Source organism: Desulfomicrobium aestuarii (genome assembly GCF_055385525.1).
In genome coordinates, this window is sequence record NZ_AP042427.1 from 3,450,862 (window position 1) to 3,475,645 (window position 24,784).

Here is a 24,784-nt window from a genome sequence, read left to right on the forward strand (position 1 = left end):
GCCGCGGAATCGAGAAGGCCGGCAGACGGATGGACGCCCGCGAAACATCAACCCGTATCACCAGAGAAAACATGAAACTTTCCGCAAAATCCAGATACGCGTCCCGCATCCTCCTTGATCTGGCCCTGCACAACGAAGGCGTCCCGCACCGCGTCAACGACATCTCCGAGCGTACGGGCATCACCGTTCCGTTCATCGAGCAGATCATAAAGCCCCTCAAGCACGCGGGCATGGTCGCGAGCAAGCGCGGCGCCGCGGGGGGGCATCAGCTGAACAGATCCGCCAAAGACATCACCCTGGGAGATATCGTGCGCGTCATGGAGGGCTCGGTGGAGCTTTCGGCCTGCCTGAGCGACCCGAAGCTTTGCGGAAGGACAGAGAACTGCCTGACCAGGGCGGCCTGGCAGCGGGCCACGGGCGCCATGCTGCGCGAGCTGGACACCATAACCCTGGCCGAGCTGGCCAAGGGGGCGCCCAACTGCTGTCAGCTGGCCGAAGATTATTTCGATCGCAACCAACCCCTTTGACAAAGGTTTTTTCCCCTGTCAGGGAGGAATCCCGTGCCCGGGCGCGGGATTTTTCGTATCTGGAGGAGTCATGAACATCCCGTCGGGTTTCCGCTTTTCCACCGCCCAGTGCGGTTTCAAACGTCCGGGCCGCGCGGATCTGGCCCTCGTGGTCAGCGATGCGCCGGCCGCGGCCGCAGGCGTCTTCACCACCAACCGCTTCCAGGCCGCCCCGGTCCTGGTGGCCCGGGAGATCCTGGCCGCTTCGCCGGCCGGCATCCGCGCCCTGGTCGTCAACTCCGGCCAGGCCAACGCCTGCACCGGCCAGGAAGGCATCGACAAGTGCCGGGCCACCCTTGAACTGCTGGGCGCCCTGGGGCTCAAGCCCGCAGAGATTCTGCCCGCCTCCACAGGCGTCATCGGCGACCAGCTGAAGATGGACCTCTGGGAGCTGGGCGTGCCGTCCCTGCGCGACAACCTCGGCCGCGTGGGTCTCGTGGATGTGGCCAGGGCCGTCATGACCACGGACACCTTCCCCAAGATCGCCGCCCGCGAGGTGGCCCTGGGCTCCGGCACCGTGCGCCTGGCCGGCTTCTGCAAGGGCGCCGGCATGATCTGCCCCAACATGGCCACCATGCTCGGCTTCATCCTCTGCGACGCGGGCGTTGACCCGGCCTGGTGGCAGGCGGCCCTGAAGCGCTGCGTGGACAGGAGCTTCAACGCCATCACCGTGGACGGGGACACGAGCACCAACGACTGCGTACTGGCCCTGGCCAACGGCGCGGCCGCGCCGGCCGCAGGGGCCGATCTGGAGATCCTTGAAGAGGCCCTGCTCGAAATCTGCCAGGATCTGGCCTACATGATCGTGCAGGACGCCGAGGGCGGCACCAGGGTCATGCGCGTCAACGTCAGCGGCGCAGCCAGCATGGCCGACGCCCAGCTGGCCGCCAGGGCCGTGGGCAACTCTCCCCTGGTCAAGACGGCCCTCTACGGTCGCGACCCCAACTGGGGCCGCATTGTGGCCGCCCTGGGCCGCAGCGGCGCCTCCTTCACGCCCGAGGCCGTGGTGGTGCGCATCGCGGGCCTGACCATTTTCCGCCAGGGCACGCCGGTCAAGGCAGACTGGGACAGCCTGCTGGCCTCGGCCCTGCGCCGCGACACCGTGGACATCGACATCGAGCTGGGCGCCGGTGGGGCGGAGCTGACGCTTCTGGCGTCCGATTTCACCGAGGAGTACATCAAGATCAATGCTGAATACCGAACCTGAGGCTGCCGTCGTGGCCGACCAGACCTGGAAACGCCTGGCCGATTTCGTCTTCGAGCTGGGCATGCTGCGTCGCACCCCGCGCACGGGCTACCAGTTTCTCGGCTCCGGCGCGGAGAACGTGGCCGAGCATTCCTTCCGCACGGCCATGATCGGCTACATCCTGGCCCGCAGGGCCGGGGCCGACGTGGCCCGCACCGTGTTCCTGTGCCTGTTCCACGACGTGCACGAGGCGCGCATCGGCGACTTCAACTACGTCAACCGCATCTACAACACGAGCGACCCTGTCCTGGCCTTCACCCACGCCCTGGAGGGCACGGGCCTGCGGGAGGAAGTGCTGGACATGTGGCGCGAGCTCGAAGCGGGGGAAACCCTGGAGGCAAAACTGGCCCAGGACGCGGACCAGCTCGACTTCATCGCCAACCTGAAGGAGGAGCAGGACCTGGGCAACCCCTACGCGGCCAAGTGGCTGGCTCACGCCCTGCCGCGGCTCAGGACCGACGCGGCCAGGGAGTTCGCCGCGGTCATCCGGGAGACCGACCAGTCCGAGTGGTGGTTCGCCCGGCCCGACGAATCCTGGTGGCGCAAGGGCAACGGGAAGCGACGGTCCTGAGGCATGGACAGGCCAGAGAGGAAGGCGCCCCGGCTCGGGTGGGCGGTGACGAGCGTCCTTCTCGCCCTCTGCCTGCACGCCGGCCCGGCCTGGTACCTTTTTTTCGGCCACCTCTACGGATTGCCGAGCGTTCTCGAACTCAACATCGACGCCATCAACTGGTATCGGCAGCGCATCTTCCGGGAACGCCCGCCTGACGGCACGGTCCAGCCCGCCGCCGTTCCGCCGCTGAATATCACCGTGTCCATGCAGGCCCGCCCCGAGACCGGGAAGCGGGTCTCGGGCCCGCGCAGCGAGGCGGAGCTCGTCAGGGCCCGAGCCGTGCAGCGCGCCATCCAGAGCCTGTGGGAGGGCATGTCGCCCGAGCGGCCGGGTTACGCCCTGGTCAGCCTGAACATCCGCGAGGACGGGAGCATCGGCGAGTTCGTCCTCAACCGCATCTCCGGCGGGGAGGAGTTCCAGGCCTTCCTCCTTTCGTTCCTGTCGACGCTCAAGGCCACCACGGGCGCCCTCGGCGGTGCCGGCGAGCCGCTGTGGATCGAATGCGAGTTCGTCATTCAACCGCGCAGAGGCAAAGGGGCATCATGATCGTCGCGGTCATTTCCGACACCCATCTCGAACGGCCGGGCCGGCTGCTGGCGGCCGTGTACGAGCGCTTCTGCCGGGACGCGGACGTTCTCCTGCACTTGGGGGACTGCGTGGGCGAGGAGACGTGGGCCTTTCTCAACGCCCACGAGCGCTTCTACGCGGTGCAGGGCAACTGCGACCTGCCTCCGCTACGGGGTGCGCTGCCGGCCCTGCGCGAGCTGGAGCTGGAAGGCTTCCGTCTGGGCATGGGCCATGGCTGGGGGCCGCGCTCCCGCGTGGGCGAGGCCGTGGCCGAGCAGTTTCCAGAAGCGGACATCGTCTGTTACGGGCACACGCACATCCGCGACTGGCGCAGGCTGGGCAGCGGCGTGCGGCTCCTCAACCCCGGCTCCCTTTTCTGGCCCAGGGGCGGGGAAGGCGGGCTGGCCAGGCTCACGCTCGAACGGGGCCGGGAACCGGAGGTGGAATGGGTGACGCTCTGAGGCGCGCGATCTCCTGATTCGACAAGTCCTTTTCAAAAAACGAAGGCCCGCCTCGGTAATCGAGGCGGGCCTTCGCGCGTGTCGTGTTCGGGAAGCGTCAGTTGTCGAGCAGGGCCGGGTTCGTCAGCCGAACGTCGGCCTTGGCCCGCAGCTCCGCCATGAAGGCCTGCATGGCCTGGTCTTCGGTGCGCTGATTGAGGGTCGAGACCCACAGGTCCTTCTCCGCGGCCCATTCCTCCGGCGAGGGAGGCGTGACCTTGACGGGCTTGGCCAGGACATATCCTGTGGCGAAGGCGAAGGCCTCGGGAATCCAGGCGCCTGCGGGGGACACAAAGGCCTTGTCCGAGAGCAGCTGGTTCGCGCCCAGGCCCGGGATAGAGCCCTGGCGGGCAAAGGGTTCCGTCTCCACGGCCGTGGCGGTGGACGCCGCGGACGGGGCTTCGCCCTTCATGAGCCGGGCCAGGTCGGCGTCGGCGTCGGCCTTTGCCATTTTCATGGATTCGTCCCGCACGATGGCCGCCACGATGTTCTCGCGGACGGTATCCAGCGGCTGCACCGAGGCCTCGATCTGCTCACGCTTGGCTGCGAGCAGGTAACCGTCCTCGAAGGGCAGGGGTGACTGGGTCGTCGCGTTCAGGGCCAGGTCGAAGAGGGCGGCGGTGTTCTCGGGAGACAGTGCGGCGAGTTCCACCGGGCCCTGTTCGCGGGTGAAGTAGCCGGTCGAGCGTACGCCGATGCCGAGGGCCTTGGCCACGGCGTCGAGAGGCTCGCCGACGAGGACCATCTCCAGCGCCTGGTCCAGGCGGTCCTGCAGCGTCTCCGCGGCGCGATCCTCGGCGATGGAACGGCGGATCTCGCCGGCGACGTTGTCGAATTCCTCGAAGCCGGCGGCCTTCTTGTCCTCCACCTTGATGAGGTGGAAGCCGAACTGGGTGCGGACCGGTTCGCTGACCGCGCCCTTTTCCAGGGCGAAGGCAGCGTCCTCGAAGGGCTTGACCATCCGGCCGCGGCCGAACCAGCCGAGCTCGCCGCCGGTCTGGGTTCCAGACGGGTCCTCGGTGAATTTCGCGGCCGTTTCCTCGAAGCTCTTGCCGGCCTTCAGGTCGGCCTGGGCCTTCCTGACGATGTCCATGGCCTTGGCGACGTCGGCTTCGGTGGCGTTTTCCTCGGCGCGCACCAAGATGTGGCGCGCCTGGACCTGTTCTTCGATCTTGAAGCTGTCCTTGCGCTGGTCGTAGTAGGCCCGGGCCTCCTGGTCCGTCACGGAGGCCGTGTCGGCCAGGGCTCCGGGGGTCAGGGCGAGGTAGTCGATCTTGGCCCTGGCCGGCACGGCGAAGGCGTCCTTGCGCGCGGCGTACTGCTCCGCGATCTGTTCCTCGGTGGCGTTGACCTGGTCAGCGTACTTTTCCCAGGGGTACTTCAGGTACGAGATCACGGCCGTGCTGCGGCCGTATTCGTAATAGTCGCGCGCCTGCTCCTCGCCCAGACGCCCCGTGAGGCCGACATAGGCCTGGAGCTTGTCCATGAGCATGCTGCGCATGTACTCGGACTCGAACTTGCCGGGGGTGAGGTTGTTGGCCCGCAGCACGCTCTGGTAGGTTTCGGGGTCGAAGAGCTTCCCGTCCTTCTGGAAGGCCGGGATCAGGTGGATCTGCTTGGCGAGTTCCTCCTTGGACACGGATATGCCAAGGGAGGCGGCCTGCTGCAGCATGAGTTCCTCCATCACCATCTGGTCGAGGATCTGCCGCTTGAAGCCCATCTGGGCGAGCATCTCGGACGTCACGTCCGGGTTCTGGCGGCGGATGAGCTCCAGGTTGCGCTGCAGGCGTTCCTGGTAGTGCTGGAAGAGGATGGGGGCGTCGTTGACCGTTGCCACGACCGTGGCCGTGTCGTTCTGCGTGCGGTTCATGCCGAAGGCCAGGACGAACACGGCGATGATGATGCCGAAGAGTATCTTGATTCCCCAACTTTGAGCGCCTTTGCGCAGTATATCGAGCATGGAATCTCCGACGGAGTGTCTGGGGTTAAATGATGCCGCCCGCAGGCCTTATTTCTGCCTGTCGTTGACGTAGTTGAGCAAACCGCCCGCCTTGATAATGGCTATTTCGTTACCCGTCAAATCATGGCCGAGGGCGATCCGCCTTCCTTCGGAGGTTGTCGCTTCCAGGGGCTTGCCTGCTTCCAGAGCCGTCAGGTCGAAGCGCAGGACCTCGCTCTGGGACAGGGCTTCGTAGTCCGCCGGGTCGGCCAGGACCAGGGGCAGGATGCCGAAGTTGATCAGGTTGGCCTTGTGGATGCGGGCGAAGGACTTGGCCAGGACGATGCGCACACCGAGGTGGCGCGGGGCCAGGGCCGCGTGTTCGCGGCTGGAGCCCTGGCCGTAGTTGTCGCCGCCCAGGATGAGGCCCTGGCCGGCGGACTCGGCACGGGTCACGAAGTCCTTGTCCACGCGCTCGAAGACGTGGCGGCTGATGGCCGGAATGTTGGAGCGCAGGGCCGTGATGGCCGCGCCGGCCGGCATGATGTGGTCCGTGGTGATGTTGTCGCCGACCTTGATCAGCACCGGCAGTTCCATGCTGTCGGGCAGTCTGTCGAAGGGCGAGAGGGCGACGATGTTGGGCCCGCGCACGATTTCCACCGCGGAGCCGTCCTCGGGCGGGAAGGCGAAGAGGTGCCGGATGGACGGGGCCGAGGACGGCAGGGACGGCTTGGAGACGGCCTTGGTCCAGCCCGCGGGGTTGGTAAACTTGCCGTTCAGGGCGCAGAAGGCCGCGGTCACGGGGCTGACCAGATAGACCTGGCCGTCCTGGGTGCCGCTGCGGCCCTCGAAATTGCGGTTGAAGGTCCGGGCGCTGACGCCGTGACTCGACGGAGAGCCACCCATGCCGATGCACGGGCCGCAGGAGCACTCCAGGAGCCGGCCGCCGGCGTCGAGGATCTTGTCCAGGAGCCCTTCGGCCATGAGCATCTTGAGCACCTGCTTGGAGCCCGGCGAGAGCAGCAGGTCCGTGTTTGGGGCGATGTGCTCGCCGTCCAGGACCTGGGCCACGGCCTGCAGGTCGGAGTAGGACGAGTTGGTGCAGGAGCCGATGGCCACCTGGTCCACGGTCAGGCCGTCGAGTTCGGCCACGGGCACGACCAGGTCGGGCATGTGCGGGCGGGCAGCCAGGGGGGCAAGCGCGCTCAGGTCGATGACGATCTCGCGGTCGTACTCGGCGCCTTCGTCGGCGGCCAGGGGCGAGAAATCCGCCTCGCGGCCCATGAGGGCCAGGAAGGCGCGGGTCTGCTCGTCGCTGGGGAAGACGGACGTCGTCGCGCCCAGCTCCGCGCCCATGTTGGTGATGGTGGCGCGCTCGGGCACGCTCAGGGTGGCCACGCCGGGGCCGCAGTACTCCATGACCGCGCCCACGCCACCCTTGACGGTCAGGACGCCCAGCAGGTGCAGGATGACGTCCTTGGCCGAGGCGTGCCCGGTCAGCTCGCCTTCGAGGCGGATCTTGAAGACCTTGGGCATGGTGATGGTATAGGGCTCGCCGGCCATGGCCAGGGCCACGGACAGCCCGCCGGCGCCCATGGCCAGGCTGCCGATGCCGCCGGCCGTGGGGGTGTGGGAGTCGGAGCCGATGAGGGTCTTGCCCGGGACGGCGAAGTTCTCCAGGTGCAACTGGTGGCAGATGCCCGTGCCGGGAGGCGAGAAGACGATGCCGTACTTGGCCGCGACGCTGCGCAGGTAGCGGTGGTCGTCGGGGTTGCGGAAGCCCATCTGCAGGGTGTTGTGGTCGACGTAGCTGACGGAGAGTTCGGTCTTGACCCGCGGCAGGCCGATGGCCTCCCACTGCAGGTAGGCCATGGTGCCGGTGGCGTCCTGGGTCAGGGTCTGGTCTATCCTGATGGCCACTTCCCTGCCGGGCGTCATGTCGCCTTCGACGAGGTGCGCCGCGATGATCTTCTGGGTCAGGTTCTGTTTCATGGATGCTCCTTCACGGGAAAGACGTGTATTTGAAAAAAGGCTCCCAGCCGAAGCCGGGAGCCTGTAGTGTCTGGTTCACCAGGTGGATGTGAGCCGTCGCAGCTTGACCTGCAGGAACTGGATTTCCGTGTCCATGCGCAGCTTATCCTGCTGCAGCCGGAAGATTTCGTCGTGAAAGACGACGCCGTTGGCCGGGTCCTCGCGCTGCAGCAGATCCCGAACCCGGGTCTGGATGGCGGCCTGCTCCGTCCGGATGCGGTCTATGTCCCGCTCGATGGCCTCAGTCTGTGGAGATTCTGATGCGTTTGCGCTTGGGCTTGTCATCGCGGGTTTCGTCTTCCTTTTCTTCGCTGCGCGGCGGGTTGATGAAGTTCTGGGGGTCCGGGAGGTTCATGAAGATCTTCCAGAACCAGGGCCATGCGGAGGTGATGTTGTCGGCGTTGCTCATGCACAGCCCGGGATGGGTAAAGGAGATGAGCGCGCCCGCGAGGGTCCAGTAGGGGCCGGGGCTCTGCCAGGGCGACTCGCCGCTTTTCTTGTTCGCCTGCGCCGCCGCCGGGATTCCGACCTGCAGGAGTCCGGGCTCGATGGAGTACCCTGCGCCGAGGTTCTCGAGCATGTCCTGGGCGTGCTCGACATCCTCGCGGGAGGTGTCCAGGGTGATGGCGCACTTGCCGCGAAGGCCCATGGCCATGGCCAGGACAAGGGGCAAGTACTCCTGGCAGTATGTAAGATCAATGGAAAGCTGCTTGGGCCTGTTGCCCATGCGCGAGGAGATCTGGTCTGCGCCGACGTTGATGCGCAGGCCGAACTCGTGAAGGATGTCCATGATGTCCTGCAGGTGCGGCACGTACTCCGGCCACTTGCCGTGCAGCACCACGTTGCCGTCCACGAAGAACGGCAGCGCGAGCAGGTGCAGGCTCATGAGCGGGTCCACCGGGATGTCGACGGAGGAGAGGTTGAGGTTCATCGGCGCGGGCGGGATGATGATGCCGGTCCCCTCGTATTGAAGTTCCGGGATGTACTGCTGCAGGAAGATGAGGCCTTTGCGCAGCAGCTTGCTGCCTGCATAGGACTCGTGCAGGCGGATGGTCAGGCCGGATTTGAAGGTGGTGGCGGCCACGGCCAGGGCGAGGATGAACTTTCTGGACATGCCTTCGGGAATGAAGATGCTGTCGGGCAGCTGGCCGCTGGATTCCACGCGCACGGGAACGCCGTTGCTGTGCGGCTCGACGATGGTCAGGCGGGCGCCGAGCTTGGGCAGCAGATCCTGGACGGGCCTGACGTCGTGAATCTTCAGCTTGGTCGAGCCGGTGAACTTGGCCCGGGTCACCTGGCCTAGCGCGAGGCAGAGCAACAGATAGAAATGGAACTTGCTCTGGCCGGCGTAGATGATCTTGTTGTCGAGGGACCAGGACGAAACCGGCTGCGTCGAGCACTCGCGGTTCTGGAAGGTCAGGTTGAAGCCGCAGAGGTTCAGGGCGTTGATGAGCTCGAGCGAGATGTCGTTGCCCTGGAACGGGGCCACCGTCAGGGGCGCGGGGTTCGTGGCGCCGAGAAAGAACATCATGCTGCGCAGGATCTGGTCGCGTGGGGCCGACAGGTCTATGTTGACGGGTTTGCGCCTGGGGTAGAGGCACAGGGGCTTGTCGTTGGAGGTGTTCTTCTCGACGCGGGCGTAGGAGAGGTTGTTGGTCAGGTGGAAGATCTTCTTGAGGATCTGGGGCTCGAGGTTGTCGCCCTTGGACGAATCCCTCCAGACCTGCCACAGGACCTTTTCCTGATTCGGGTCGGTGATGCCCAGGTTTTTTGCGCGGCGGGACGCCGCCGCCCGTGACAGCAGGTTGGTTCGCGCGGCGATGAGGGAGACGAGGCGCTCGTCGAGCTGCGCCAGTTCCTGGGTGAGAGAGAGGGTCGTGTGTTTTTCGGCCATTCGATTCGCTTCGGGGCTAGGGTGTTGCTGGTTCATTGCTAGATGAACGCTTCGATTACTCAGGGAACAATAGTGTTGTTTAACAATAAGAAAGTACGGATTGCAAGGGTTTGTTGACACAAAAGATCGTAATGTGCTGGAATAGATGGGTTTATGATTGATCGCTTCGAAGGGTGCGATGTTTCATGGCCGGTTGGAGGGAGGTTGATAAAAAAATCACAAAAAGGTTGACAAGTTTGCCGAGCCGAAGCAAATAGGGGTCTCCGACCTGTTATTTGTGAAGATAATAACAAACTATATTTAGGAGGATCCGCATTATGGCTCTCGTACCCCCGCATGGTGGAAAAGGTTTGGTTTGCTGTCTGCTTCAGGGCGCTGAACTCGCTGCCGAGCAGAAGAAGGCCGAAGGTCTGAAGAAGATCGACATCAGCCCCCGCGCCAAGGGCGACCTGATCATGATGGGCATCGGCGGGTTCAGCCCGCTGAACGGCTTCATGTCCAAGGCCGATTGGAAGTCCGTTTGTGAAAACTTCACGCTGGCCGACGGCACCTTCTGGCCCGTGCCCGTGACCCTGGACATGGACGAGGAAGTGAAGGTCGGTGAAGAGATCGCTCTGTTCGACCCCAAGAAGGGCGTGTACATGGCGACCATGAAGGTCACCGAAGTTTACGAAATGACCGACGCCGACAAGAAGTGGGAATGTGAAAAGGTCTACAAGGGCCAGGGCGAAGAGTCCGCTGACGAAAAGTTCTGGGAAATCGCCCCGAAGGATCACCCCGGCGTGCAGATGGTCATGGCTCAGAAGAAGTACAACGTAGCCGGCCCGGTCAAGGTCCTGTCCGAAGGCGACTACCGCGACAGATTCCCCGGCTGCTACATGACCCCGGCCGAAGCCCGCAAGACCTTCGAAGAAAAGGGCTGGAGCAAGGTCGCCGCTCTGCAGCTGCGCAACCCCATGCACCGCTCCCACGAGTTCCTGGCCAAGATCGCCGTTGAAGTGTGCGACGGCGTGTTCATCCACTCCCTGGTCGGCAACCTGAAGCCCGGCGACATCCCGGCCGAAGTGCGCATCAAGTGCATCGACACCCTCATCGACAAGTACTTCGTGAAGGCCAACGTCGTGCAGGGTGGCTACCCCCTCGACATGCGTTACGCCGGTCCCCGCGAAGGCCTGCTGCACGCCACCTTCCGCCAGAACTACGGCGTTTCCGACATGCTGATCGGCCGTGACCACGCCGGTGTCGGCGACTTCTACGGCCTGTTCGAAGCCCAGGAAATCTTCGACCGCATTCCCAAGAACCTGGGCGCCGGCAAGGACCTGGTCACCCAGCCCATGAAGATCGACTGGACCTTCTACTGCTACAAGTGTGACGGCATGGCCTCCCTGCGCACCTGCCCCCACGGCAAGGAAGACCGCGTTGTCCTGTCCGGCACCAAGCTGCGCAAGGCCCTGTCCGAAGGCGCCCCCGTCGCCGACCACTTCGGCCGCGACGAGGTCCTGGACATCCTGCGCGAATACTACTCCTCTCTGACCGAGAAGGTCGAGATCAAGATGCAGAGCCACGCTGCTGCGACCAAGATGTAGTTTCGATGATCATCGGGAGGTCGGGGAATTCCCCGCCTCCCGTTTTGCCATGTGGGGCACGGCTTGAGACGGCAATGATGTGCAGTCGGGCCGCTTGACACGGCATACGTGCTTTGATAAAAGATTCACAAGCGAAACGCTTGGGTATTTCTGTTCGGGCCTGTGGCTAAGTAGTTTTTAACTCTTTATTCGGAGGAATTATGCCAACCTTTGTTGATCCAGCAAAGTGTGATGGATGCAAGGGCGGTGAGAAGACTGCCTGCATGTACATCTGTCCTAACGACCTGATGATCCTGGACCCCGTCGAGATGAAGGCTTACAACCAGGAGCCGGCCGCTTGCTGGGAATGTTACTCCTGCGTCAAGATCTGCCCCCAGGGTGCGATCACTGCCCGCCCCTACGCCGACTTCGCTCCCATGGGTGGCACCTGTATCCCGCTCCGCGGCGCCGAAGACATCATGTGGACCGTCCAGTTCCGCAATGGCGAAGTGAAGCGCTTCAAGTTCCCCATCCGCACCACCGTTGAAGGCTCCATCAAGCCCTTCGATGGCAAGCCCGAGCCCGGCGATCTGGAAAGCGAACTGCTGTTCACCGAGACTGCCCTGGCCGCCCCGAAAGAGGCCCTTGGCAAGAAGATCGAAGTTGGTGAAGCCGACCTGAAGGTCACCTTCAAGTCCGCCGTCGCCTAATTCTGGGCTTTGTAACGCAAGAAATTTCAGGAGGAACACATGCCTCAGATTCCTGTTAAAGATACGATCAAGGGCCTGGCCCTTGCTGAGCCGGAAGTTGTTGAACTCGAGACCGACATTCTCATGGTCGGTGGTGGTATGGGTAACTGCGGCACGGCTTTCGAAGCCGTTCGCTGGGGCGACCCCCTCGGTGTGAAGATCCTGCTGGTCGACAAGGCCGCCATCGACCGCGGCGGCGCGGTTGCCCAGGGTCTGTCCGCCATCAACACCTACATCGGCGAAAACCAGTCCGACGACTACGTCCGCATGGTCCGCACCGACCTCATGGGCCTGGTCCGCGAAGACCTGATCTTCGACCTGGGCCGCCACGTCGACGATTCCGTCCATCTGTTCGAAGAGTGGGGCCTGCCCTGCTGGATCAAGAAGGACGGCAAGAACCTGGACGGCGCCCAGGCCAAGAAGGAAGGCCTGGCCCTGCGCAAGGGTGACGCCCCTGTCCGCTCCGGCCGCTGGCAGATCATGATCAACGGTGAGTCCTACAAGGTCATCGTTGCTGAAGCCGCCAAGAACGCCCTGGGTTCCGACCGCTACATCGAGCGCCTGTTCATCGTGAAGCTGCTCCTCGACGCCAAGGTTCCGAACCAGATCGCCGGCGCCGTGGGCTTCTCCGTCCGCGAGAACAAGGTCTACATCATCAAGGCCAAGACCATGTCCGTGGCCTGCGGCGGCGCCGTCAACGTGTACCGCCCCCGCTCCACCGGTGAAGGCCTCGGCCGCGCCTGGTACCCCGTTTGGAACGCCGGTTCCACCTACACCATGTGTGCTCAGGTCGGCGCCGAAATGACCATGATGGAAAACCGCTTCGTCCCCGCCCGCTTCAAGGACGGTTACGGCCCGGTCGGCGCTTGGTTCCTGCTGTTCAAGGCCAAAGCCACCAACGCCAAGGGTGAAGACTACTGCGTCACCAACCGCGCCATGCTGAAGCCCTACGAGGATCGCGGCTACGCCAAGGGTCACGTCATCCCGACCTGTCTGCGTAACCACATGATGCTGCGCGAAATGCGCGAAGGTCGCGGCCCCATCTACATGGACACCGCCACTGCCCTGCAGACCACCTTCGCCACCCTGTCCAAGTCCGAGCAGAAGCACCTTGAGTCCGAAGCTTGGGAAGACTTCCTCGACATGTGCGTCGGCCAGGCCAACCTGTGGGCCGCCATGAACATCAAGCCCGAAGAACGCGGCTCCGAGATCATGCCCACCGAACCCTACCTGCTCGGCTCCCACTCCGGCTGCTGCGGCATCTGGGTTTCCGGCCCGAACGAGCCTTGGGTTCCCGAGGAATACAAGGTCAAGGCCGCCAACGGCAAGGTCTACAACCGCATGACCACGGTCAACGGTCTGTTCACCTGCGCTGACGGCGTCGGCGCTTCCGGTCACAAGTTCTCCTCCGGTTCGCACGCTGAAGGCCGCATCGTCGGCAAGCAGATGGTGCGCTACTGCGTGGATCACAAGGACTTCACCCCCACGCTGAACGTCTCCGCCGACCAGCTGAAGAAGGAAATCTATCAGCCCTGGTACACCTACGAGCAGTTCAAGGGCGCGTCCACCGATCCGGTCGTCAACCCGAACTACATCACCCCGAACAACTTCATGATGCGCCTGATCAAGGCCACCGATGAGTACGGCGGCGGTGTTGCCACCCTGTACACCACTTCCGACAGACTGCTCGACACCGGCTTCGCCCTGCTCGACATGCTGGAAGAAGACTCCCAGAAGCTGGCCGCCCGTGACCTGCACGAGCTGCTCCGCTGCTGGGAACAGTACCACAGACTGTGGACCGTCCGTCTGCACATGCAGCACATCCGGTTCCGTCAGGAAAGCCGTTACCCCGGTTTCTACTATCGTGCCGACTTCATGGGTCTGGACGATGCCAAGTGGAAGTGCTTTGTTAACTCCAAGTTCAACCCGGCCACTGGTGAAACCGAGATCTTCAAGAGACACTACTACCAGATCATCCCTGACTAGTTTATGGGCCAAAAGGCTGCGGGTCCAACCCGCAGCCTTTTTTCTGTATCAGGATATAGAATGGTCTATGCATGATCTGTAACCTCTGGTAGTTATAGATCATGCTTGGGCCATTCTATTCATTTTTATGGCCTTCAACATGTGTGTTCTGGGAGGAATCTAATGGCTAGCAACAGCATACTTGTCATAGGTGGTGGTTTTGCAGGACTCACCGCCGCCCTTGAGGCCGCAGAGATCGGTCATGAGGTCTTCATCATAGAGAAGACCCCATTTCTGGGTGGACGCGTTATGCAGCTGAACAAGTATTTTCCGAAGTTGTGCCCACCGTCGTGCGGCCTGGAAATCCAGTATCAGCGAATCAAGAACAACCCCAAAGTGAAGTTTTTCACCTTGGCTGAAGTCACCAAGGTGGAAGGCGGGGTCGGCAACTACGATGTTACCGTCCGCATCAAGCCGCGCTACGCTGGCCCCAGCAGTCCCGATCTTTCCGATCTGTGCAGCTCGCTCGACTCGGAAGTGGTCAACGACTTCGAATTTGGACTTGCCACGCGCAAGCCGGTGTACATGGACGCCCCGTTCGCCTTCCCGCAGCGCTATGTCGTCGACAAGGCCGGGATGAGCGATTCCGACAAGGCCAAGGTCAAGAAGTGCGACTACTTCGACCTGAACGAAGACGAAAAGACGATCACGCTGAACGTAGGTTCCATCGTCATCGCCACGGGCTGGAAGCCGTACGACGTCACCAAGCTGACCAACCTCGGCGCCGGTCAGGTCAAGAACTGCATTTCCAACATGCAGATGGAGCGCCTGGCCTCGCCCTACGGTCCGACCAACGGCAAGATCGTGCGTCCCTCCGACGGCCGCAAGCCCAAGAAAATCGCCTTCGTGCAGTGCGCCGGTTCCCGCGACGAGAACCACCTGCACTACTGCTCCTACATCTGCTGCGCCGCATCCCTGAAGCAGGCGCAGTATGTCCGTGAGCAGTACCCAGACGCCGAAGTCACGATCTTCTACATCGATCTGCGTACTCCTGGCCGTTACGATAATTTTGCCAAGAAGGTGCTGGCCGACGAGAAGACCTTTGCCGTCAAGGGCAAAGTTGCTGCCGTCGAGCAGGACAAGGCGGGCGACGATGTGTGGGTGACCGTGGAAGACGCGGTGTCCGGCAACAAGTCCGTCGAACGTTTCGATCTCGTGGTTCTGGCCACAGGAATGCAGCCCAGCCTGGCCGGCGCTTCCCTGCCCATCGATGTCCCGGTTGACTCCGAAGGGTTCATCATCGGCGGGGAGGAAAAGGGAATTTTCGCCGCTGGCTGTGCCAAACAACCTCTGGACGTGATGAAGTCGGCCCAGTCTGCCACCGGGGCAGCGATGAAAGCGATCCAGACGGTGAGAGGGAGGTAGGACATGGCCGACAAGATTGGTGTATACTTTGACGAATCGAGCCTTGGCGGAGTGCTGGACATCCAGAAACTCTGCGAAGGCGTGCAGAAGAAATGGAGCGATCTCTGTCCGGTGGTCAAGACCCATCCCCGCCTGGCGAGCGACGACGGACGTGCGATGATCCAGAAGGACATCGACGCCGGGCTGATCGAAGCCGTCTGCATCTGCGGCACGTCGCCGCGCGTCGAGTGGGACTTCTACAAGTTCGGCGAGGGCGTCCTGGTCGAGCGCGTCAACCTGCGCGAGCAGTGCGTGCTCTGCTACGCCGACCCGAGCGGCGAGAAGGTCCAGCCCGGACAGACGCCTGAGCTGCTGCACAAGATGGCCAACGACTATGTGAACATGGGCGTGGTCAAGCTGCAGAAGGCCAACATCCCCGCCGGGGACTCGGTCGAGGTCGTCAAGCGCGTGCTGGTCATCGGCGGCGGCTGGGCCGGTCTGACCGCGGCCAAGAACGTGGCCGCCGTAGGCTACGACGTGACGCTGGTGGAAAAGAAGGATGTGTTGGGTGGCGCCGCCGCGACCATGTACAAGACCATCCCCCTTTCCTACCCCTACGACGCGGCTCATCCCACGGGAGTGGAGAAGAAGATCGCCGAAGTGACCGGCAACGACAAGATCGAAGTCCTGCTCTCGAGCGAAGTCGTGAGCATCGCCGGCGCCCCGGGCAACTACGAGGCGACGGTGTCCGTTGGCGGCGAAGAGCGCGTCATTCCGTGCGGTTCCGTGGTCCTGGCCACTGGCTGGGTCCCGCAGGATACGGCTGTGCTGAAGCCCCTGGGTTACGGCAAGCTGAAGAACGTCGTGACCTCGCGCGAGTTCGAGGCCATGGCCAAGGCCGGAGCCATCGTGCGCAAGAGCGACGGCGCCAAGCCCCAGAAGGTCATGTTCCTGCTCGGCGTGGGCGACAAGCTCGTCCCGCAGGAGGCCAAGGAAGCCGAAGCCAAGGCTGCGGCCCTGGCCGCGGCTGCCAACAAGGAAGCCGACGACGCGCCCAAGACCAACTTCAGCAAGCAGGACACCTGCAAGCACTTCTACTACAGCTCCGAGCTGACCTCCGTCACGGCCCTCAAGCAGGCCAACTACGTGCGTGAGTTCATCCCCGGCGGCGTGGCCATGGTCGTCTACGAGCACATGATGGTGCCCGGCATCAACGAACTCTACTACAAGGCCGCCCAGAACGACCCGAGCGTCATGATGACCAAGGGCGTCATCAACGACGTGCGCGACGGTGGCGACGGCGACATCGTCGTGGTCCTGGAGGACACGCTGCTGGGCTCCAAGATCGAGGTCGAGGTGGACATGCTCGTCCTGCCCACGGCCCTGGTGCCGACCACGGCCCTGGACCCGATCCTCAAGCTGAAATACCGCCAGGGTCCGGCCATGCCCGATCTGGAGCTCTTCAGCGGCTACGCCGACTCCAACTACATCTGCTTCCCGTACGAGACCCGCCGCACCGGCATCTATGCCGCCGGCACCGTGCGCCAGCCCATGACCCTGTCCACGACCGAGACCGACGCCGCCGGCGCGGCCCTCAAGGCCATCCAGTGCCTCGAGTCCGCCAACCGCGGCATGGCCGTCCATCCCCGCTCGGGCGACCTGTCCTACCCCAGGTTCAACCTCGTGCGCTGCACCCAGTGCAAGCGCTGCACCGAGGAATGCCCCTTCGGCGCCCTGGACGAGGACGAGAAGGGCAACCCGATGCCCAACACCTCGCGCTGCCGCCGCTGCGGCACGTGCATGGGCGCCTGCCCGGAACGCGTCATCTTCTTCGACAACTACAACGTCGACCAGATCGGTTCCGCCATCAAGCAGGTCGAAGTGCCTGACGACATGGCCGTGGGCGGTCCGCGCATGCTCATCCTGGCCTGCGAGAACGACGCCTACCCGGCCCTCGACATGGCCGCCCTGCGCGGCAAGAAGTGGAGCCCGTACGTCCGCATCGTCCCGGTCCGCTGTCTCGGCTCCGTGAACACCATCTGGATCGCCGACGCCATGTCCAAGGGAACGGACGGATGTCTGCTCCTTGGTTGCAAGTACGGCGAAGACTACCAGTGCCACTTCGTCAAGGGTTCCGAGCTGTGCAACCGCCGCATGGCCAACATCGGCGAGACCCTGGGCAAGCTCGGCATCGAAACCGAACGGGTGCAGCAGATGCAGGTGGCCATCGACGAATACGACAAGGTGCCCGGCATGATCGACGAGTTCGTAGATGCGATCACCAAGCTCGGCCCCAACCCGTTCAAGGGATACTAGGAGGAGCATGTATGTCCAAAACTGTGAAAATCGAGCCTAATCTGCAGTTCGTCAAGGAACTGCAGGAGGTGGGTGGTGCGGACCTCAAGAAGTGCTACCAGTGCGCGACCTGCTCTGTCACATGCCCCATGTCTCCCGCCGACAACCCGTATCCCCGCAAGGAGATGGTCTGGGCGCAGTGGGGTCTCAAGGACAAGCTCGTCAACGACATCGACATCTGGCTGTGCCACAACTGCGGCAACTGCTCCGAGCTTTGCCCCCGCGGCGCCAAGCCTGGCGATCTCATGTCGGCCTTGCGCAACATGGCGTACCGCAAGGTCGTCGCGCCGACCATCATCGGCACCTGGATGAGTTCGCCCAAGCACCTGCCCATCCTGGCAGGCATTCCGGCCGCCCTCTTCGCCATCATCTGGATGATCCGGGCCGCCATGCTCGGGACCTTCTTCCCGCTGACCGAAGACGGCAAGATCGTCTACGGGAACCTCTTCCCAGGTGACTTCACCATCGACCCGGTGTTCGTGCTCCTGTTCCTGTGCGTGTGTCTGTGCTTCGGCATGGGCATCAAGAACATGATCGACGGCTTCAAGGCGACGGTGGGGCAGACCTTTGTTCTCGGCTACAAGAAGCCGAGCCTGAAGGAAGCCATCATCGACACCGTCAAGTACGACATCCTGCAGCACTCCAGGTTCAAGAACTGCGTGGACAGCCCGGCCGACGAAGAGCGCGTCAAGGGCCACCAGATCCTGTTTTACGGCTTCGTGGCGTGCGCCATCGTAACCACCATCGTGGCGGTGAGCCACTGGGGCGGCAAGGTCGTGCACTTCATCGCGCCTCTCGGGCATACGCCCATGCCCCTGTGGAGCCCGGTCAAGATCCTGGCCAACGTGGGCGCCGTCCTGCTGGTGACCGGCCTGACCCTGCTGACCCGTCGCCGCCTCAACGCGGACACCGCGAAATCCCGGTCTAACTACTATGACTGGTATCTGCTCGGCGTGATCTGGGTCGTGACCCTGACCGGCATCGGTTCGGAAGTGTTCCGACTGGCCGGTGTGGCCCCCTTGGCCTTCTTCACCTATTACGTGCACCTGGTCAGCATCTTCATGCTCATCGGGTACCTGCCCTGGTCCAAGCTGGGGCACTTGGTGTACCGTACCACGGCGCTCATTTACGCCCGGTACGTAGGTCGTTTGCCCATCGGCGAAAAGCTCATCGAAGACGATAAAATCTTTGTTATTTAATTAAAGGAGGACACCATGTCTGAAGCTCGCAAGATTTTTCCCATGGATACGTTTGTGGCCTATCTGAAGGGTGATGGCAGCGCCAATGTGACCGAGATGCTCGGCTACCTGACCCAGAAGGATCTGGATGCCGATTCCGTGCCCTTCGCCGCCGCCCTGGCCAAGGCCTGGATTTACGAGCAGCACCCTGAGCTGACCAAGATGTCCAAGGGACAGGTGGTCGAACTGGGTCAGTCCGTCTCCGTGGCCCCCATGCCCGTCAAGGCCAAGACCGAAGTGGACGAAGTTTTCGCCAAGCTGGCCGACTACAAGGGCCAGATCAACGCCAAGGCCGCCAAGATCGATGAGCTGACCAAGGCTCTGGCCGCCAAGGACGCCGAAATCGCCGCCCTGGCCGCCAAGGTCAAGGAATTCGAAGGCCAGAAGAAGGGCGAAGCCGAAGCCCTGTTCGTGACCACCGAAGCCCGCATCGTCGAATTCACCGGCAAGCTCGAAGCCCTGCTGAAGGAAGTCGATGAAGTGAAGAAGACCGGTGTCGTGGTCGCCGGCGTGGCCGGTGTGGCCGCTGCCGCAGGCGCCGCCCCCGCCGCCGAAGGTGCTGCCGGCGCTCCCGCCGAAGTAGCTGCCGGAACCGATTTCGGCTTCTCCGGTGGTTCCCAGGACCCCTTCGCCGATTCCAACTGGTAGAATCGGACCTGATATGCGCCTCAAAGGCTTCTCCCGTTCGCGGGGGAAGCCTTTTTTGCATCTGCGACGCAAGGCGGGTTGTTGCCGACCTTGCGCGATTCTGGGACAGTGCGGGAAAATTTCAGTCGGGGAGGCGGTGATGAAGTATTGGCTCATGAAGACGGAACCAGGGTGCTTTTCCATCGACGATCTGGCGGCCCTGCCAGAAGGCACCACGAGCTGGGACGGGGTGCGCAACTACCAGGCGCGCAATTTCATGCGCGATGGAATGAGCGTGGGCGACCTGATCCTCTTTTACCACAGCGTGACGAACCCGTCGGTGGCCGGCATCGCCAGGGTGGCCAGGGAGGCATATCCGGATAACACGGCCTGGGATCCCGAGGACAGGCATTACGACCCCAAGTCTACGCCAGAGAAGCCCCTGTGGTTCATGGTCGATGTGCAGTTCGTGGAGAAGTTTGCGAACCCTGTCCCGCTGGCCGCGTTGCGCGGGGTCAAGGGGCTGGAGCGGATGGAGCTCCTGAAGAAGGGCTCGCGGCTGTCGGTCATGCCGGTCACGCAGGAGGAGTTCGAGATCGTTTGCCGCCTGGGCAGAGAGTGACGGCTCGCGCGCGCGTCGTGTGGAAATGAAAAAGCCACGTCGGCGGATCCGGCGTGGCTTTTCTTTTCTGCCATGCGGCTTAAGGGGTTAGTGGCCGCCGCCCAGGTAGGCCTTCTGGACCTGTTCGTTCTGAAGCAGGCTGGCGGCGGTGTCCGCCAGCACGATGTTGCCCACTTCCATGACGTAGCCGCGGTCGGCGAGCTTGAGGGCCGCCTTGGCGTTCTGCTCCACGAGAATGACCGTCACGCCGGATTTGTTGATCTCCCTGACCGTGTCGAAGATGGATTTGACCAGGATGGGAGCCAAGCCCAGGCTCGGCTCGTCCAGGAGCAGGATCTTGGGGTTGGCCATGAGGGCCCGGCCGATGGCCAGCATCTGCTGCTCGCCGCCGCTCAGGGTTCCGGCAAGCTGCCTGCGGCGCTCTTCCAGTCGGGGGAAGAGGGTGTAGATCCACTTCAGGCTCTTCTGGATGCGCTCGGTGTTGACCGAGGTGAAGGCCCCGAGCATCAGGTTCTCCTGCACCGTCAGGGTCGTGAAGACGCGCCGGCCTTCGGGGCTCTGGGTGATCTTGAGCTTGACGATCTCGTGGGCCGGGAGCTTGTGCAGGGCCGTGTCCTGGAAGAATATGCCTCCGCCGGTGATCTGCACCAGGCCGCTGATGGCGTTCAGGGTGGTGGACTTTCCGGCTCCGTTGGCGCCGAGGATGGTCACGATCTCGCCCTCGTTCACTTCGAGGTTGATGCCGTGCAGGGCTTCGACATTGCCGTAGTTGACGCGCAGATTTTCGATTTTGAGCAGCATGGCGGGTACCTTATTCGGAGTCGGCGCCGAGATAGGCTTCGATGACCCGTGGGTTGGACTGGATTTCGGCGGGGGTTCCGGAGGCGATCTTGGCCCCGTGCTCAAGCACCACCAGGGACGAGCAGACGCGCATGACCAGGCCCATGTCGTGTTCGATCAGGAGCACCGTGATGCCGCGGTCCTGGATGGCGCGGATGAGGGTGATGAGTTCCTGGGTCTCCTGATCGTTCATGCCGCCCGCGGGCTCGTCGAGCACGATGAGCTTGGGCTTGGTGGCCAGGGCCCGGGCGATCTCCAGCAGACGCTGGTTGCCGTAGGACAGGTTCTTGGCCTTGTTCTGCCATTCCTTGCCAAGACCCACGAACTCGAGCTCCCCCATGGCCTGGCGCATGGCCTCTTCTTCTTCCCGGCGCTGCGCGGGCGTGCGCAGCATGGCCGCGATGCACCCGGCGCGCATGCGGCAGTGGGCTCCGGCCAGGACGTTCTCCAGGACCGTCATGTTCTGGAACAGGCGGATGGTCTGGAACGTGCGGGCGATGCCCTTTTCAACGATGGTATGGGTGGGAAGCCCGACGAGGTTCTGCCCGTCGAAGAGCACCGTGCCCGTGTTGGGCTGGTAGTTGCCGGTAATGAGGTTGAAGACCGTGGTCTTGCCCGCCCCGTTGGGGCCGATGAGGCCGACGATGCTGCCTGACTCCACCTCGAATGTGACGTCGTTCACGGCCATGAGGCCGCCGAAGCTCTTGCTCAGGTTGTCGACGGAAAGGAGGGTCACTGCGCACCTCCCGCCTGGAGCCTGGCCGCGACGTCGTACCGTTTCGGGCCGGGGGGCAGCAGGCCCTGGTTGCGGAAGATCATCATGAGGACCATGGCCGCGCCGAAGACCAGCATGCGGTACTCGGCCAGGCCGCGGAACACTTCGGGCAGGCCAACGAGCAGGAAGGACCCGACGATGACGCCGGGGATGCTGCCCGATCCGCCCAGGATGACGATGGTGAAGAGGATGACGGACTCGGCGAAGGAAAAGGACTCCGGGGCGATGATGGTCATCTTGGCCGCGTAGATGGTGCCGCACATGCCGGCCCAGACCGCGCCGATGATGAAGGCCACGAGCTTGTGGTGGGCCACGTTGATGCCGCTGCCGCCGGCCGCGACCTCATCCTCCTTGATGTACAGGAGCGCCCGGCCGAAGCGGGAGTGCTCCAGGCGCATGAGCAGGAAGATGGTCAGGGCGGCGAACCCCCAGATGAGGTAGAAGAAGTGGTCTGGCTTGGAAATCTTGAAGCCGAAGACCGAAGGGCGGCTGATGCCGAAGATGCCGTTGGCCCCGCCGGTGATGTCGAAGACGTTGTTGATGAGGGCGATGCGCACGATCTCGACGATGCCGATGGTCACGATGAGGAGATAGTCTCCGCGCAGATGGATGATGGGCCGGGCCACGATCATGGCGAACAGCCCGGCCAGGATGCCGGCCAGGGGCATGAGCCAGAGCACGGGGACGCCGTACATGGTGTTCAGGATGGCCGCGGTGTACGCGCCGATGGCGTAGAACGCGGCGTGTCCCATGTGGAAGAGCCCGCAGTGGCCGAGGATGACGTTGAGGCTCAGGGCCAGGATGGCGTACAGGCCGACGTTGTTGAAGACGTCCGTCCAGTAGGCGTTGAGGAAGAACGGGCACGTGGCCATGGCCGCGGCGAAGACGAGATAGAGGATTTTGCTCGATTTCATACTTTTTCAGCCACCCTTTCTCCAAGCAGGCCCGTGGGCCTGACGATGAGGATGAGGATCAGGACGCAGAAGGCGATGGCGTCCTTCCAGGCGATGGAGATGTAGGCCGCGCCCAGGGCTTCGATGACGCCCAGCAGCAGCCCGCCGACCATGGCTCCGGGGATGTTGCCGATGCCGCCCAGGATGGCGGCGGTGAAGGCTTTGAGGCCGTACATCCAGCCCATACTGAAGTTGATCTGCCCGTAGTAGAGCCCGACCATGAGACCGGCCGCTCCGCCCAGGGCGGGGCCGATGCAGAAGACGAGCATGATCACGCGGTCCACGTTGATGCCCATGAGCTTGGCCGCGCCCTGGTCGATGGCCGCGGCGCGGATGGCCGTGCCGATCTTGGTCTTCTGGATGAAGAAGTAGAGGGCCAGCATGAGCACGAGGGACGTCATGAACAGGATGATGCGCATGATCGGGATGTCCAGGCCCAGAATGTTGACGGCGGCCTTGGGCAGGATGTCGTGGGGGTAGACCAGAAATTTGGGGCTGTAGATGGCCATGATCGCGTTCTGAAAGAAGATGGACGCGCCCAGGGCCGAGACCACGGCCGAAAGCCGCGGCGAATGCCGCAGGGGTTTGTAGGCCACCCGTTCAAGGATCGCGCCGATGATGGCCACCAGGATCATGACCATGACGGCCAGCAGGATCACCGCCGGGAGCGGCCCGATCTTGTCGAAGAGGCCGAAGGACACCAGCAGGGTCAGGCCGAGGTAGGCGCCGATGGTGAAAAGGTCTCCGTGGGCGAAGTTGATGAGCTTCATGACCCCGTAGACCATGGTGTAGCCCAGGGCGATGAGGGCGTAGATGCCTCCGACCGCCAGACCGTTGGTCAGCTGCTGAAAAAATTCTTCCATGATGAACGCCAGGGCAAGGTGTTGATGAAAAAGGGCTCCCCCGAGCGGGGGAGCCCTTGGCGTTTACGGCTGCAGGACGAAGGCGCCGGCGGCGTCGACCTTGTACACGCGGTACAGGTCGCCCACGCGGTCGCCCTTGTCGTTGAAGGAGATCTTGCCGGTCAGGCCGGAGAAGTCCTTCAGCTCGGTCTTGAGGTAGGCGGCGAGCTTTTCGCCGGAGGTTTCCTTGGACTTGGCGATGGCTTCGACGATGACGCGGTAGGCGTCGCCGGCCAGAACGGCCCAGACGGAGCCGGGGGCGGTGCCGTACTTGGCCTTGTAGGCGTCCATGAAGGCCTTGGCTTCGGGGGTGTCGAGGTCGGCCGGGACGGGCGGGCTCAGGAACATGAAACCTTCGGCGGCCTTGTTGCCGGCGATCTTGACCAGGTCGGGGTTGTTGGTGGCGTCACCGCCGAGCATGGGCACGTTCCAGCCCATTTCCATTTTCTGGCGCAGCAGCATGCCGGCTTCGGGGTAGTAGCCGGTGAAGAAGACGACGTCGGGGGCGGCGGATTTCAGCTTGGTCAGGATGGCGTTGTAGTCGCGCTCGCCGGGGGTCAGGGCGTCGAAGAAGGCGATGGTCTTGCCTTCCTTTTCGAGCAGGGACTTGGCTTCGTCGGCCAGGCCCTTGGCGTAGGAGGTGTTGTCATGCAGGATGGCGATCTTGGCGAAGCCCAGGGCGCTCAGGGTCTTGGCTGCGACCATGCCCTGCTCGTCGTCGCGGGGGCAGGTGCGGAAAAAGAGGGGCAGGTTCTTCTCGGACAGGCGGATGGCCGTGGAGCCCGTGGCGACCTGCAGGATGCCGGACTCGGCGTAGATGTTCTGGGAGGCCTCGGTCACGGAGGAACCGTAGGTGCCGATGACGGCGGAAATTTCCTTGGTGGTCAGGCGGGTGGCTGCCAGGGCGGCCTGGCGCGGGTCGCCGCCGTCGTCTTCGATGACGATCTCGACCTGGTCTCCGTTAATGCCGCCGGCCTTGTTGGTCTCGGCCGCGAGCAGCTCGACGATCTGCTTCATGTCCTGGCCTTCGCTGGCCCAGGAGCCCGTCAGGGGGCACATGAGGCCGATGCGGACGGTCTTCGCCCAGGCCGACCCCAGGGTCAGCGCCACGAGGGCCAGGGTCAGGAATCCAAGTGTGAACAGCTTTCTCTTCATGAAGTCCTCCTTCAGGTTGCAGAGCCCTTGGGTCCGCGGACGGCGGACCGGTTTGGGTGAGATATGGAACCGGAGAATCCGGATTACCCCCTTCGGGAAAAACAAGGGACGGAAGCGGTAACGACGGGACAATTATGCAAATTTTGTAAAAAACGACTACATGAGAACCGGTTAGAAATCAATTTCTTTCCAAAAAGAGAAAGGTGCTCACCCGCGGTGATTCTGCTTTGGTGAATATTCGGAAAAAGGGCGATATAGGAAATTTTGTTCAATTTCAA

22 protein-coding genes are annotated in these 24,784 nt (G+C 63.1%); 13 read left to right on the top strand and 9 right to left on the bottom strand.

The features are described 5' to 3' along the window. Positions 1-71 precede the first annotated feature (71 nt). From ACZ5AC_RS15885 to ACZ5AC_RS15905, 5 genes are all read left to right on the top strand, one after another. Positions 72-527, top strand: a complete 456-nt coding sequence (locus ACZ5AC_RS15885; RefSeq protein ID WP_464248547.1) for an RrF2 family transcriptional regulator — start codon at positions 72-74, stop codon at positions 525-527. 70 nt (positions 528-597) lie between these two features. Beyond that, entirely contained in the window at positions 598-1,773 is a 1,176-nt protein-coding gene (gene argJ / locus ACZ5AC_RS15890; protein ID WP_464248548.1) for a bifunctional glutamate N-acetyltransferase/amino-acid acetyltransferase ArgJ, read from the top strand. After that, positions 1,754-2,383, top strand: a complete 630-nt coding sequence (locus tag ACZ5AC_RS15895; RefSeq protein ID WP_464248549.1) for an HD domain-containing protein — start codon at positions 1,754-1,756, stop codon at positions 2,381-2,383. Before argJ ends, ACZ5AC_RS15895 begins: the two co-directional genes overlap by 20 nt. Before the next feature lie 45 nt (positions 2,384-2,428). Then, positions 2,429-2,971 carry a hypothetical protein gene (locus ACZ5AC_RS15900; RefSeq protein ID WP_464248550.1) on the top strand — a complete coding sequence of 181 codons (543 nt, stop codon included), beginning with the start codon at positions 2,429-2,431 and terminating at the stop codon, positions 2,969-2,971. Further along, entirely contained in the window at positions 2,968-3,453 is a 486-nt protein-coding gene (locus ACZ5AC_RS15905) for a metallophosphoesterase family protein (protein WP_464248551.1), read from the top strand. The genes ACZ5AC_RS15900 and ACZ5AC_RS15905 overlap by 4 nt, the downstream gene beginning before the upstream one ends. A 97-nt stretch (positions 3,454-3,550) precedes the next feature. On the opposite strand, the gene ACZ5AC_RS15910 is transcribed toward ACZ5AC_RS15905, so the two are convergent. The 4 genes from ACZ5AC_RS15910 to ACZ5AC_RS15925 form a co-directional block, all read right to left on the bottom strand. After that, positions 3,551-5,452 carry a peptidylprolyl isomerase gene (locus tag ACZ5AC_RS15910; RefSeq protein WP_464248552.1) on the bottom strand — a complete coding sequence of 634 codons (1,902 nt, stop codon included), beginning with the start codon at positions 5,450-5,452 and terminating at the stop codon, positions 3,551-3,553. A gap of 48 nt (positions 5,453-5,500) precedes the next feature. Further along, positions 5,501-7,423 (bottom strand): aconitate hydratase, encoded by a 1,923-nt coding sequence (locus ACZ5AC_RS15915; protein ID WP_464248553.1) that lies wholly within the window; start codon positions 7,421-7,423, stop codon positions 5,501-5,503. A gap of 75 nt (positions 7,424-7,498) precedes the next feature. Then, complete coding sequence (locus tag ACZ5AC_RS15920; protein ID WP_464248554.1) at positions 7,499-7,747, bottom strand: hypothetical protein; 249 nt, start codon at positions 7,745-7,747, stop codon at positions 7,499-7,501. Beyond that, positions 7,704-9,356, bottom strand: coding sequence for a chorismate mutase (locus tag ACZ5AC_RS15925; RefSeq protein ID WP_464248555.1), 1,653 nt, complete (start codon positions 9,354-9,356; stop codon positions 7,704-7,706). Before ACZ5AC_RS15925 ends, ACZ5AC_RS15920 begins: the two co-directional genes overlap by 44 nt. Before the next feature lie 314 nt (positions 9,357-9,670). On the opposite strand from ACZ5AC_RS15925, the gene sat reads away from it, so the two are divergent. The 8 genes from sat (at position 9,671) to ACZ5AC_RS15965 (ending at position 19,881) form a co-directional block, all read left to right on the top strand. Beyond that, positions 9,671-10,942 (top strand): sulfate adenylyltransferase, encoded by a 1,272-nt coding sequence (sat, locus tag ACZ5AC_RS15930; protein WP_464250621.1) that lies wholly within the window; start codon positions 9,671-9,673, stop codon positions 10,940-10,942. 200 nt (positions 10,943-11,142) lie between these two features. Beyond that, complete coding sequence (gene aprB / locus ACZ5AC_RS15935; RefSeq protein WP_464248556.1) at positions 11,143-11,631, top strand: adenylyl-sulfate reductase subunit beta; 489 nt, start codon at positions 11,143-11,145, stop codon at positions 11,629-11,631. Positions 11,632-11,670: 39 nt separating this feature from the next. After that, on the top strand, positions 11,671-13,656 hold the full coding sequence (gene aprA / locus ACZ5AC_RS15940) for an adenylyl-sulfate reductase subunit alpha (protein ID WP_464248557.1): 1,986 nt from the start codon (positions 11,671-11,673) through the stop codon (positions 13,654-13,656). A gap of 162 nt (positions 13,657-13,818) precedes the next feature. Beyond that, positions 13,819-15,060: a CoB--CoM heterodisulfide reductase iron-sulfur subunit A family protein gene (locus ACZ5AC_RS15945; RefSeq protein ID WP_464248558.1), complete on the top strand. Its 1,242-nt coding sequence runs from the start codon at positions 13,819-13,821 to the stop codon at positions 15,058-15,060. A gap of 3 nt (positions 15,061-15,063) precedes the next feature. Continuing rightward, positions 15,064-17,355 carry a hydrogenase iron-sulfur subunit gene (locus ACZ5AC_RS15950; protein WP_464248559.1) on the top strand — a complete coding sequence of 764 codons (2,292 nt, stop codon included), beginning with the start codon at positions 15,064-15,066 and terminating at the stop codon, positions 17,353-17,355. An 11-nt stretch (positions 17,356-17,366) separates the two neighbouring features. Continuing rightward, positions 17,367-18,593, top strand: coding sequence for a quinone-interacting membrane-bound oxidoreductase complex subunit QmoC (gene qmoC, locus ACZ5AC_RS15955; RefSeq protein WP_464248560.1), 1,227 nt, complete (start codon positions 17,367-17,369; stop codon positions 18,591-18,593). A 15-nt stretch (positions 18,594-18,608) separates the two neighbouring features. After that, positions 18,609-19,280, top strand: coding sequence for a zinc ribbon domain-containing protein (locus ACZ5AC_RS15960; RefSeq protein ID WP_464248561.1), 672 nt, complete (start codon positions 18,609-18,611; stop codon positions 19,278-19,280). Positions 19,281-19,419: 139 nt separating this feature from the next. Then, the gene (locus tag ACZ5AC_RS15965) at positions 19,420-19,881 is read left to right on the top strand and encodes an EVE domain-containing protein (RefSeq protein ID WP_464248562.1); all 462 of its coding nucleotides are present in this window, start codon (positions 19,420-19,422) and stop codon (positions 19,879-19,881) included. 87 nt (positions 19,882-19,968) lie between these two features. Here the strand turns inward: ACZ5AC_RS15965 and ACZ5AC_RS15970 are convergent, their stop codons facing one another. From ACZ5AC_RS15970 to ACZ5AC_RS15990, 5 genes are all read right to left on the bottom strand, one after another. After that, entirely contained in the window at positions 19,969-20,682 is a 714-nt protein-coding gene (locus tag ACZ5AC_RS15970; protein WP_464248563.1) for an ABC transporter ATP-binding protein, read from the bottom strand. Between the two features lie 10 nt (positions 20,683-20,692). After that, positions 20,693-21,457 carry an ABC transporter ATP-binding protein gene (locus ACZ5AC_RS15975; RefSeq protein WP_464248564.1) on the bottom strand — a complete coding sequence of 255 codons (765 nt, stop codon included), beginning with the start codon at positions 21,455-21,457 and terminating at the stop codon, positions 20,693-20,695. Continuing rightward, complete coding sequence (locus tag ACZ5AC_RS15980) at positions 21,454-22,410, bottom strand: branched-chain amino acid ABC transporter permease (RefSeq protein ID WP_464248565.1); 957 nt, start codon at positions 22,408-22,410, stop codon at positions 21,454-21,456. Before ACZ5AC_RS15980 ends, ACZ5AC_RS15975 begins: the two co-directional genes overlap by 4 nt. Then, positions 22,407-23,312 (bottom strand): branched-chain amino acid ABC transporter permease, encoded by a 906-nt coding sequence (locus tag ACZ5AC_RS15985; protein WP_464248566.1) that lies wholly within the window; start codon positions 23,310-23,312, stop codon positions 22,407-22,409. Before ACZ5AC_RS15985 ends, ACZ5AC_RS15980 begins: the two co-directional genes overlap by 4 nt. A 63-nt stretch (positions 23,313-23,375) precedes the next feature. Further along, on the bottom strand, positions 23,376-24,506 hold the full coding sequence (locus tag ACZ5AC_RS15990) for a branched-chain amino acid ABC transporter substrate-binding protein (RefSeq protein ID WP_464248567.1): 1,131 nt from the start codon (positions 24,504-24,506) through the stop codon (positions 23,376-23,378). Between the last annotated feature and the right edge of the window lie 278 nt (positions 24,507-24,784).